Origin of the sequence: Actinomadura sp. WAC 06369, from assembly GCF_003947565.1 — a bacterium.
In the GTDB taxonomy this organism is placed as follows: Bacteria; Actinomycetota; Actinomycetes; order Streptosporangiales; family Streptosporangiaceae; genus Spirillospora; species Spirillospora rifamycini.
On record NZ_QHJN01000229.1, the window covers coordinates 1 to 9,938 of the forward strand.

Below are 9,938 nucleotides of genomic sequence, written 5' to 3' on the forward strand. Positions count from 1 at the left end.
GTAGGTGGGCGGGGTGGCCGACAGGCCGATCGGGTTGCGGGTGAGGCGGGCCGACGTGCCGTCCGGGCGGGGGACCTCGACGACCGGGGCCAGGCCGAGCGACTCGGCGAGCGCGAACGCCCCGGCGATGTCGTTGACCTGGCCGGCGGGGACCCCGGCCGCCGACAGGGCGGGCACCCAGTCGGCGGCGGGCTTGGCGGCCAGGGCGTCCACCAGGAGGCGGCGCAGCTCGGCGCGGTGGGCGACCCGGGCCTCGTTGGCGGCGAAGCGGTCGTCCTCGGCCAGTTCGGGACGGCCGATGACGCGGGCGAGCGCGGCGAACTGGCGGTCGTTGCCGACGGCGAGGACGAGGTCGCCGTCGCCGGTGGGCAGCGGCTCGTACGGCGCGATGCTCGGGTGGGCGTTGCCCATCCGGCCGCCGACCCGTCCCGCCAGGGTGTAGGCCGAGCCCTGGTTGGCGAGGGCGGCCAGCAGGCACGACAGCAGGTCGATCTCGACCCGCTGTCCCTCGCCGGTGCGCTCGCGGTGCCGCAGCGCGGCGAGGACGCCGACGCTTGCGAAGAGCCCGCTGATGACGTCCACCAGCGCGACGCCGACCTTCTGCGGCTCGCCGTCGGGCTCCCCGGTGATGCTCATGAGGCCGCCGAGGGCCTGGATCAGCAGGTCGTAGCCGGGCAGCGCGGCCCCGGCGCCCGACCCGAAGCCGGTGATCGAGCAGTAGACGAGGCCGGGGGAGGCGGCGCTCAGCTCGGCGTGGCCGAGGCCGAGGCGGTCCATGACGCCGGGGCGGAAGTTCTCCACGACGACGTCGGCGGACGCGGCGAGGTCGCGGGCGCGGGCGGCGCCGTCCGCGGTGCGCAGGTCGAGGACGACGCTGTCCTTGTTGCGGTTGGCGGCCTGGAAGTAGGTCGCCCGGCCGCCGTCGTCGTAGGGCGGGCCCCACGCGCGGGTGTCGTCGCCGCCGTCCGGGCGCTCGATCTTGGTCACGTGGGCGCCCAGGTCGGCGAGGACCATCGTGGCCAGCGGTCCGGCGAGCACGCGGGAGAAGTCGACGATGCGGACACCGTCCAGGGCATGGGGCATGGTGGGCTCTTTGTCGGCTCGGGGTCGGGTATGCGATTATCGAGTCTAGATTTTCGAAGATTTCCCCGCAACGAGAGGTGACCGCCATGACGAGCACGCCGGACCGGGCCGACCTGCGCCCCGACGACTTCCTGGACATCGACGGCCTCCTGTCGGACGAGGAGCGCGACATCCGCGACACCGTCCGGGCGTTCGTGGCCGACCGGGTCGTCCCGCACGCCGGCGACTGGTTCGAGCGGGCCGCGATCCCCCGCGAGCTGCCGCGCGAGCTCGGCGGGCTGGGCGTCCTCGGCATGCACCTGGACGGGTACGGCTGCGCGGGCACCAGCGCGACCGCCTACGGCCTGGCCTGCATGGAGCTGGAGGCCGGGGACAGCGGCGTGCGCAGCATGGTCTCCGTGCAGGGCTCCCTCGCGATGTTCGCTATCTGGCGCTGGGGCTCGGAGGAGCAGAAGCGGAAGTGGCTGCCCGGCATGGCCGCCGGGGAGACGATCGGCTGCTTCGGGCTGACCGAGCCGGACGCGGGCTCCGACCCGGGCGCGATGCGGACCCGGGCCCGCCGGGACGGCGACGACTGGATCCTCGACGGCCGCAAGATGTGGATCACCAACGGGACGATCGCGGACGTCGCCGTGGTGTGGGCCCGCACCGACGAGGGCGTCCGCGGCTTCGTCGTCCCGGCCGGCACGCCGGGCTTCACCGCGCCGGAGATCCACAAGAAGATGTCGCTGCGCGCGTCGGTGACGTCCGAGCTGGTGCTGGACGGCGTCCGGCTGCCGGCCGACGCTGTCCTGCCGGAGGTGTCGTCGCTGCGCGGCCCGCTGTCCTGCCTGAACGAGGCCCGCTACGGGATCGTCTGGGGCGCCGCCGGCGCCGCCCGCGCCTGCTTCGAGGCCGCGCTCGCCTACGCCGAGGAGCGCACCGCGTTCGGCAAGCCGATCGCGGGCACGCAGATCCAGCAGCAGAAGCTCGCGCACATGGCGCTGGAGGTCAACCGCGCCACCCTCCTGGCGTTGCACCTCGGCCGGCTGAAGGACGCCGGGCGGCTGCGCCCCGAGCAGATCAGCATGGGCAAGCTCGGCAACGTCAACGCCGCGCTGGACGTCGCCCGCACCGCGCGGCAGATGCTCGGCGCCAACGGGATCTCGCTGGAGTACCCGGTCATCCGCCACATGAACAACCTCGAGTCCGTCGTCACGTACGAGGGCACCGCGGACGTGCACGCGCTGGTGATCGGCGGTGCGCTGACAGGCGTCCAGGCGTTCCGCTGACGCGGCCGGGGCACGGCTATGCTCGGGCCGGTGAACGATACCCGCGCCGACGCTCCCGCCTCGGTCCCCACGGCCCAGCAGCACGCCGTCGGCGCGCTGCGCCGCCTCATCGTGTCGGGCGGGCTGCGCCCCGGGCAGCGGGTCAACCAGGAGGACATCGCCGCGCGGGTCGGGCTGAGCGTCGCGCCGGTGCGGGAGGCGCTGCGCGTCCTGGCGCAGGAGGGGCAGCTCACCTACCGGCCCCGGCGCGGCTACTTCGTCACCGAGCTCCAGTTCGAGGACCTCAGCGAGATCTACGAGCTGCGCCGCATCCTGGAGGAGCGCGCCGCCCGGCACGCCCTGCCGATGCTGGACGACGCGGCGCTGCGGCGCATCGACGAGGCCGCCCGCACCTGCGCGGAGGCCGCCGCGGCCGGGGACGTCGCCGCCGAGCTGGCCGCCAACCGCGTGTTCCACTTCGCGGTCATGGAGGCGCCGGGCCAGCCGCACGTCCTGCGGCTGATCCGGCTGCTGTGGGACTCCACCGAGGTGTACCGGGCCATGTACTACAACCTGCCGGAGGAGCGTGCGGCGTCGGTGGACGCCCACGACCGCATCATCGAGGCGGTCCGCGACGGGGACGCAGACCGGCTCGTCCGCGAAATGGACGACCACCGGGAGCGGGCCCTGGACGTGCTGCGCGCCGTCCTCGCCCCCGGCCGGGACTGACGCCCGTCACTTCGACCATTCGCGGGCTTCGCGCAGCGGCTCGGCCGGGTCGAAGTCGTTGAAGGCCGGGACGAGCGAGTAGTCGGTCAGGGCCCGGACGTTCGCCGCTTCGGGCTCGATGTCCGTGATGACCCCGTACTCGACGTAGGTGTCGATGGTCTTCTGCAGGTCCTCGTCCTTCTGCAGGCCGTACTCGCCCGCCGAGCCCGGCCCGCCCGAGATTTCCAGCCGCTTCGCGAGGATCTTCGTCGCGGTGGCGAGGTCGGTGTCCTTCCCGCCCGCCAGCTTGGACGCCGGGAAGTGCTCCCAGTGCATCTCGATGGCGGCGCGCGGGTTCTCCTGCGAGAAGACCATGCCCTTGAAGAACGCCCGGAACAGGCCGCCGATCGCCTCCGGGCGCTCCTGGACGTCGCGCTTGCGGCAGACCAGGGCGGACGTCCCGGTCAGCCCGTCCGTCCGCGACTCGATCTCGACCATCTCCCGGCCGAGCAGCTCCCCGACGATGAGGTTGGAGCTGTCGTAGCCGGAGTAGGCGTCGATGTCGCCGCGCTGGAGCGCCTGGGCGGCCTGCGCCCCGTAGCCGACGGCGAGGATGTCGTCCGCGCCGACGGGACGGGGCAGCGACCGGGTCGCCCCGGTCACGAGCAGCTCGTTGATGCCGCCGCGCACGTTCACCCCGACGGTCCGGCCGGCGAGGTCCGCCGCCGTCCGGAGCCCGGACGCGGCCGGGGCGACCGTGCGGAAGATGTTGCCGTTGACGGTGCCGACGATGACCAGGCCGGGGTCCTGGCCGATGGCGGTGACGGCGTTGGCGGTCGAGCCGTACGTGCAGGTGGCCCGCTCGTTGGCGACGGCCTGGATGGCCGCGACCGCGTTCTTCACCGGCTGCATCTCCACCTTCAGGCCCTCGTCCGCGAAGTACCCCATGGTCTCCGGGACCGTGGCGTACGAGGCGGTGGCGGCGCTCAGCGTCTGGTCGGCGACGGCGAAGGTGAGTTCGGTCCGTCCGTCGCCGGTGCCGCACGCGGTGGCCGCCGCGAGCGTCGCGGCCGCGGTCAGGAGCGCGCACGCTCTCCTCATGGCGGGTCGTCCTCTTCTCGTCGGGGTCACGCGCGGTACCTGGCCAGGAGCCGGTTGAGCACCGCCATCACCAGCCAGATGGCGACCCCGAAGAAGCCCATGACGATCAGCAGCGCGTAGGTCGCGGCGATCGACCCGTTCTGGGTGGCCGCCTGGATGGCGAAGCCGAGGCCCTCCCGCGCCGAGACGAACTCGGCCACGATCGCGCCGATCAGCGCGAGGACGGCGGCGGTGTTCAGCGCGGGGAGGATGTAGGAGACCGCGTGCGGGATCCGCAGCTTGAACAGGATCTGCCAGCGGCCCGCCCGTACCGACCGGAACAGGTTGTACTGGTCCTCGCCGACGCTGGCCAGCCCCACCATCGCGTTGACCAGCAGCGGGAAGAAGGCGAGCAGCGCCGCCAGGAACGCCTTCGGCGCCAGGCCGTACCCGAAGCCCGCGATGACCATCGGGGCGATGGCGACCTTGGGGAAGGTCTGGATCACCACGAGGTAGGGGTAGACGGCCTTGTGGACGGGCTCGGAGAAGGTGAAGACGACGGCGAGCACGAACGCCAGCACCGCGGCGCACACCAGCCCGACCAGCGTCTCGAAGGCCGTGGCGTAGATGTTCGGCCACAGGGCGCCGGAGGCGACCATGTCGCCCAGCGAGGCGAACACGTCCCCGGGCGGCGCGATGAGCAGCGGCGACACCCATTCGCGGTCCGCCGCCAGGTACCACAGCAGCATGATCGCGGCCAGGATCGCGACGCCGAGGACGCCGGCCTGGACGTTGACGTTGCCGAGCGGCCGCGCCCGTCCGGGCACGCGCCGCGCCCCGGCCGTCGCGGCGGGGGCGGGGGAGGTCTGCGGTGCGGTCACTGGCTCTTCACCTGCTCGAGAGAGGCCCGGACGCGCTGCGTGGCCTCGAAGAACTCCGCGGTCCCGCGCGCCTCGCGCCGTCGTGGTCGGGGGAGGTCGATGTCGATCACCTCGTGGATGCCGCCGGGCCTGGCCCGCATGACGACGATCCGGTCGGACAGGTAGACCGCCTCGCTGATGCTGTGCGTGACGAACAGGACGGTCTTGGGCTCGTCGTGCCAGACCCGCAGCAGCTCGTCGTTGAGGTCCTCGCGGGTGAACTCGTCGAGCGCGCCGAACGGCTCGTCCATCAGCAGCAGCCGCGGGCCGTCGATGAGGGAGCGGGCGATCGCGGCGCGCTGCTCCATGCCTCCCGACAGCTCGCGCGGGAGGCTGCCCGCGAAGTCCGTCAGCCGCATCGTGGCCAGCAGCTCGTCGGCCCGGCGGTCGGCGGCCGCCCGCTCCCCGCCGCGCAGCTCCACCGGGAGCAGGATGTTCTGCCGGATCGTCCGCCAGGACAGCAGCGTCGGCTTCTGGAACGCGACGCTCACCCCCGGCGGGGGCTCGGTCACCGTGCGCCCGTCGATCTCGACGCCGCCGCCGGTGGCCGCCAGCAGCCCCGCGATGATCTTCAGGAGGGTGCTCTTGCCGCAGCCGCTGGGGCCGATGAGGGACACGAACTCGCCCGGCCGGACGTCCAGGCTGGTGGGGGCGAGCGCGTCGACGGCGGTGCGTCCCCGCCGGTACGTCATGGCGGCGTCGCGGACGGCGACGGCCGCCCCGGTCCGGGGCTCGGTGCCCGTTTCGGCGATGCCCATCTCACTGCCCTCCGCTCGCGAGCGCGGGTTCGCGGACGCCGTATCCGGCGGGTTCCGGCACGCCGAGCACCTCGTCGTAGAACCGCAGCCAGTTGCCGCCCATCAGGCCCGCGACCTCGTCGGCGGAGAAGCCGCGCGCCCGCAGCGCCTCGTCCAGGACGGGGAAGTCGCCGGGGCCGCGGAACCACGCGGGCGGCCCGCTGCTCGCCGCGCCGGTGGCCAGGCCCGCGCCCTCCTGGGGGCGCCGGCTCCAGCGGCCGCTGCGCATCCAGGCCCGGTACTCGTCGGTGCCGCCGACGTTGGCGTCGGTGCCGATGCCGACGTGCGCGGCGCCCGCGATGTCGACCGTCCGCGCGACCATCTCCGACCACGCCTCGGGCGTGTCGATGAAGCCGCGGGTCAGGTTGTGGTAGGTCGTCACGCCGATGACGCCGCCGCGCTCGGCCAGCGCCTCCAGCACCTCGCGGGGCTTGTTGCGGGGATGCTCGGTGATGTCGCTGCAGTTCGCGTGGGTGATCGCGACCGGACGTCCGGAGGCGTGGATCGCGTCCAGGGTGGTGCGGTTGCCCACGTGCGACAGGTCGACGACCATCCCCGCGCGGTTCATCCGCTCGACGACCTCGTGCCCGAACCGCGTGAGGCCGGAGTCGACCGGCTCGTAGCAGCTCCCGCCGATGTCGTTCTGGATGTTGTAGGTGAGCTGGACGACGCGGACGCCGATCTCGGCGAAGAAGTCGACGTAGGACAGCCGCCCCTGGAGCATCGAGGAGTTCTGGAACCCCAGGATGAGGGCGGTGCGCCCCGCGGCCGCCAGCCGCCGGACGTCCCCGGCGGTGCGGGCGATCCCCACGAGGTCGGCGTTGTCCTCGGCGAAGTACCGCCAGGACGCGACCGCGTCCAGCGACTCCGTCGCGTCCTCCCAGAAACCGCAGGTCGTGGTGACGGCGTCGATGCGCGCCCGGCGCAGTGTCACCAACTGGTCGCGGGTCATCCGCGAGCAGTTGAGTCCGTCGATGTACACGGCGTCTCCTTTACGGGGTGGGGGAGAGGGTCAGAGGATTCCGGACGGCGGCGGCGCCATCCCGGTGTGCAGCCGGGACAGGTCGGTGTCGATGCTGAGCGCCTCGTTGGAGGCGTAGTAGAGGGGCCACCAGACCTCGGCGGGCACCTCGATGCCGGTGCCGATCAGCGACGGCGGCGCCGGCGGCGCGGCGGGCAGCACCTCCACCCGGGCGTCCGCGCCCTCGACGGCGACGGCCAGGCCGAGGCCGAGCGACGCGGCCCACAGCGCACCGGCGCCGAGCAGGTCGGCGTCGGCGAGGCCGTGCACCGTCACCGGGTCGCCGGGCCCGTCCGCGAGCACGCCCGCCAGCACGGGCGCGCCCACCAGCAGCGCGCTGCGCCCGCCCGCGTCGATGCGGCGCGGGCCGGTCCGCCGCGGCGGCGTCCAGGCGGGACGGTCCGCGCCGCCGCCCGGGAACGTTCCAGCGAGGCGGGCCAGCGCGTCCCGGCCGAACCGGTCCACGCAGTCCACCGCGAAGTCGCGGGCGGCGGGGCAGGCCCCGGCCGGGACGCCCGCCACCATCAGCAGCCGCTCGCAGACCAGCCGGATCTCGCGCCGGTGGACGGTGAGCGTCCCGGCCATCGACTCGGGCGGGGTGATGGCGCTGATGTCGGGCCGCAGGTCCAGCCCGTGGGTGTCGTGGTCGAGGTCGAGTCTCATCCGTGCGTCCTTTCCTCGGCGATCAGCTCGCCGGAGGCGTTCCGGGCCATCTCCAGCAGCCGTCGGGTCATCTCCGCCGCGACCGTCCCGTCCACCCGGACCGCCGGGGCGATGACGCTCAGCGCGCCCATGCAGTGCCCGCGGACCATCAGCGGGACGGCCACCGCGGTGATGTCGCTGCCCAGCCATTCGCTGCGCACCAGCGCGAAGCCGCGCTCGGCGACCTCCGCGTAGACCTCCGGCGGGGCCAGCTCGGCGCCGCCGGCGCGCAGCCGGTCGCGCTCGCGCTCCGAGAGGTGCGCGACGATCGCCTTCCCGGACGCGGACGTGGTGACGGAGATGCTCGTCTGGAACTTCTGCCGCTGGTAGATGCCCACCGGCTCGGCGCGCTCCACGATGAACAGGCCGCCCTGGTCCAGCACGGCGAACGACACCGCCTCGCCCAGGTCGGCCGCGAGCTGGCGCATCCGCGGCTGGAGGATCTCGGCGATGTCGGCCTGGGCGGAGCGCATCCGGGCCAGGACCGACACGTGGTGGCTCAGGTGGTAGCGGCCCGCGTCGTCCTGGACGAACCAGCCCGCCTCCTTCGCGGTGTGCAGGTACTGGTGCATCGCCCCCCGGCTCCACCCGAACCGGTCGGCCATCTCGGCGACGGTGACCGGCCCGGCGGAGAAGCCGACCGCGTCGATGATCTCCAGCATCTTGCGGGCGGTGGTGAGCACCTTCGTCCCGGTCACCGGCGGCCCCCGGCCCACCAGAAGCGCTCGCCGGGCCCGCCCAGCTCCTCCCGGGGCGGCGCGCCCTCGAAAATCAGGCCGCGCAGCGTGCGCCGCTGGACGTCCAGCGTCTTCTCCAGGCCGAAGCAGAACGCGTTGAGGACGTGGATCAGGTACGCGGGGACCAGCTCGTCGTCCCGGTAGTCGACCCGCGCCAGCGCGTACGGGCTGTCGGTGAGGTTCTGCACGAGCGCGGTCGCCCGCAGGGCGGAGGGATGCTCGAGCAGCAGGTCGCCGACGCTCCGCCCGCCGTCCGTCCCGTCCAGGAGGGCGAGCAGCGCGCCGACCTCCTCCACCGGGTTGGTCGCGAGGTCGTAGGTGTCCGCGGGGATCTCCCGGACGTGCCCGGAGCGGGGCTCCTCCGACGCGCGCGACTTGTACCAGACGCGGTTGCGGAGACCGTCGGGGTTGCGGGGGTAGTCCGCCGTCCAGGGCACCGTGGCGCGGACCGCGTCCCGCAGCCGCGCGACCGTCCAGGTCGGATCGGGCCGCATCGACTCGTCCACGACCAGCTCGCCGAGCCGCGGCTCCCAGGCGCCGCGGTCGAGTTCCAGCGCGGTGGAGCGGAACAGCTCGACCGCCTCGGGCCCGGTCCCCGGCGAGCGGGCCGCCTCGACGTCGGCGAGCGCGAGCCCGGTGCCGTCGGCGGCGGCGCGGGCGCGCCGCGCCCGCAGCTCCCGCCGCAGGTGCCGCAGCTCCTGGGCGACCAGCGGGCCGCTCGGGAACAGCCGGTACGGGGTCGAGTCCGCCTCCTTGGCCTCGATGACGCGGCTGAGGAGGTCGTCGAACAGGTCGAGCTCGGGGGCGTCCGCCGGCCAGGCCAGGCTGAGGACGCGCGCCGTGCTCTCCTCGTACAGCCCGATCCACCGGGACACCAGGCGCGGGCGGTTCATGAAGAACAGCACCAGGCCCAGGGCGGAGCCGTTGCCGACGGCGACGCGCCGCTTCAGCTCCGGCGACAGGCGGGCCGCGCCGGGGTTGCGCAGCCGCGCCAGCGACTCGACGAGGTCGAACGAGATCTCCCGCATCATGTAGGCCGAGAGCATCTGCGCGTGGTAGGGCAGCGCCAGCGGATGGTCCGGGCCGTACGCGCCGAAGTCGACGGTGCCGAACGTGCCGTTGCCGTCCAGTCCGGTGTTGCGGAGCAGGTAGCCGGCCTCCAGCAGCCGCTCCTCGTCGGGGCCCTCGCCCGCCGCGAGGGCGTCCCGCACCTCGTCGAACGCCCGCAGGCTGCGGTTGGCGCGGAACCAGATCAGCGTCCGGTCGGGTGCGCGGCCCGCGTACAGCTTGGGCATCTCGCGGCGGGTCTGCTCGATGCGGTCCTCGTCGGGCTCGCCCTCCATGAGCGCGCCGAGCACGTCCCAGCTCGACCCGATGATCCGCGGGGTCCGGTTGACCATGCGGGGCTCGGTGGAGAACGCGACCACCGAGAGCACGCGCCCGCCGGCGTCGATCCGGTAGACGAGCGTCCCGTTCCCCTCGGGGGTCAGGTCCGCGCGCACCAGGCCGATCTCCCAGCGCTCGCGGGTCATCCGGTCCATCAGGGTCCGGGTCGCGCTGAGCGGGCCGGCGGGAAGGGCGGCCAGCCGGCGCGGATGCATGACCGCCTCCGGGGGGCGGGGCGCCGCGTGCCCGGGGGC

The 9,938-nt window shown here is 73.8% G+C and carries 10 protein-coding genes; 2 read left to right on the forward strand and 8 right to left on the reverse strand.

Annotated features, from left to right (window positions below; all coding sequences use genetic code 11):
• Positions 1–1,083, reverse strand: a 1,083-nt coding sequence (locus tag DMH08_RS36190) for a CaiB/BaiF CoA transferase family protein (protein ID WP_148108635.1), incomplete at its 3' end; no start/stop codon positions are given.
• 86 nt (positions 1,084–1,169) lie between these two features.
• Here DMH08_RS36190 and DMH08_RS36195 point away from each other — a divergent pair.
• On the forward strand, positions 1,170–2,354 hold the full coding sequence (locus DMH08_RS36195; RefSeq protein WP_125620670.1) for an acyl-CoA dehydrogenase family protein: 1,185 nt from the start codon (positions 1,170–1,172) through the stop codon (positions 2,352–2,354).
• 30 nt (positions 2,355–2,384) lie between these two features.
• The gene (locus DMH08_RS36200; RefSeq protein WP_199748171.1) at positions 2,385–3,062 is read left to right on the forward strand and encodes a GntR family transcriptional regulator; all 678 of its coding nucleotides are present in this window, start codon (positions 2,385–2,387) and stop codon (positions 3,060–3,062) included.
• A gap of 6 nt (positions 3,063–3,068) precedes the next feature.
• On the opposite strand, the gene DMH08_RS36205 is transcribed toward DMH08_RS36200, so the two are convergent.
• From DMH08_RS36205 to DMH08_RS36235, 7 genes are all read right to left on the reverse strand, one after another.
• On the reverse strand, positions 3,069–4,142 hold the full coding sequence (locus tag DMH08_RS36205) for an ABC transporter substrate-binding protein (protein WP_026403086.1): 1,074 nt from the start codon (positions 4,140–4,142) through the stop codon (positions 3,069–3,071).
• A gap of 26 nt (positions 4,143–4,168) precedes the next feature.
• Positions 4,169–5,002, reverse strand: coding sequence for an ABC transporter permease (locus DMH08_RS36210; RefSeq protein ID WP_125620674.1), 834 nt, complete (start codon positions 5,000–5,002; stop codon positions 4,169–4,171).
• A complete protein-coding gene (locus DMH08_RS36215; RefSeq protein WP_034518395.1) occupies positions 4,999–5,799 on the reverse strand; it encodes an ABC transporter ATP-binding protein in 801 nt (266 codons plus the stop codon). The genes DMH08_RS36210 and DMH08_RS36215 overlap by 4 nt, the downstream gene beginning before the upstream one ends.
• Position 5,800: 1 nt before the next feature.
• Positions 5,801–6,820 carry a dipeptidase gene (locus DMH08_RS36220; protein ID WP_199748172.1) on the reverse strand — a complete coding sequence of 340 codons (1,020 nt, stop codon included), beginning with the start codon at positions 6,818–6,820 and terminating at the stop codon, positions 5,801–5,803.
• A 30-nt stretch (positions 6,821–6,850) separates the two neighbouring features.
• Positions 6,851–7,522, reverse strand: a complete 672-nt coding sequence (locus DMH08_RS36225; protein ID WP_125620676.1) for a hypothetical protein — start codon at positions 7,520–7,522, stop codon at positions 6,851–6,853.
• Complete coding sequence (locus DMH08_RS36230) at positions 7,519–8,259, reverse strand: IclR family transcriptional regulator (protein ID WP_125620678.1); 741 nt, start codon at positions 8,257–8,259, stop codon at positions 7,519–7,521. The genes DMH08_RS36225 and DMH08_RS36230 overlap by 4 nt, the downstream gene beginning before the upstream one ends.
• Positions 8,256–9,938 (reverse strand): hypothetical protein (locus tag DMH08_RS36235; RefSeq protein ID WP_233618018.1); only part of this gene is annotated, 1,683 nt, incomplete at its 5' end. The genes DMH08_RS36235 and DMH08_RS36230, both read right to left, overlap by 4 nt.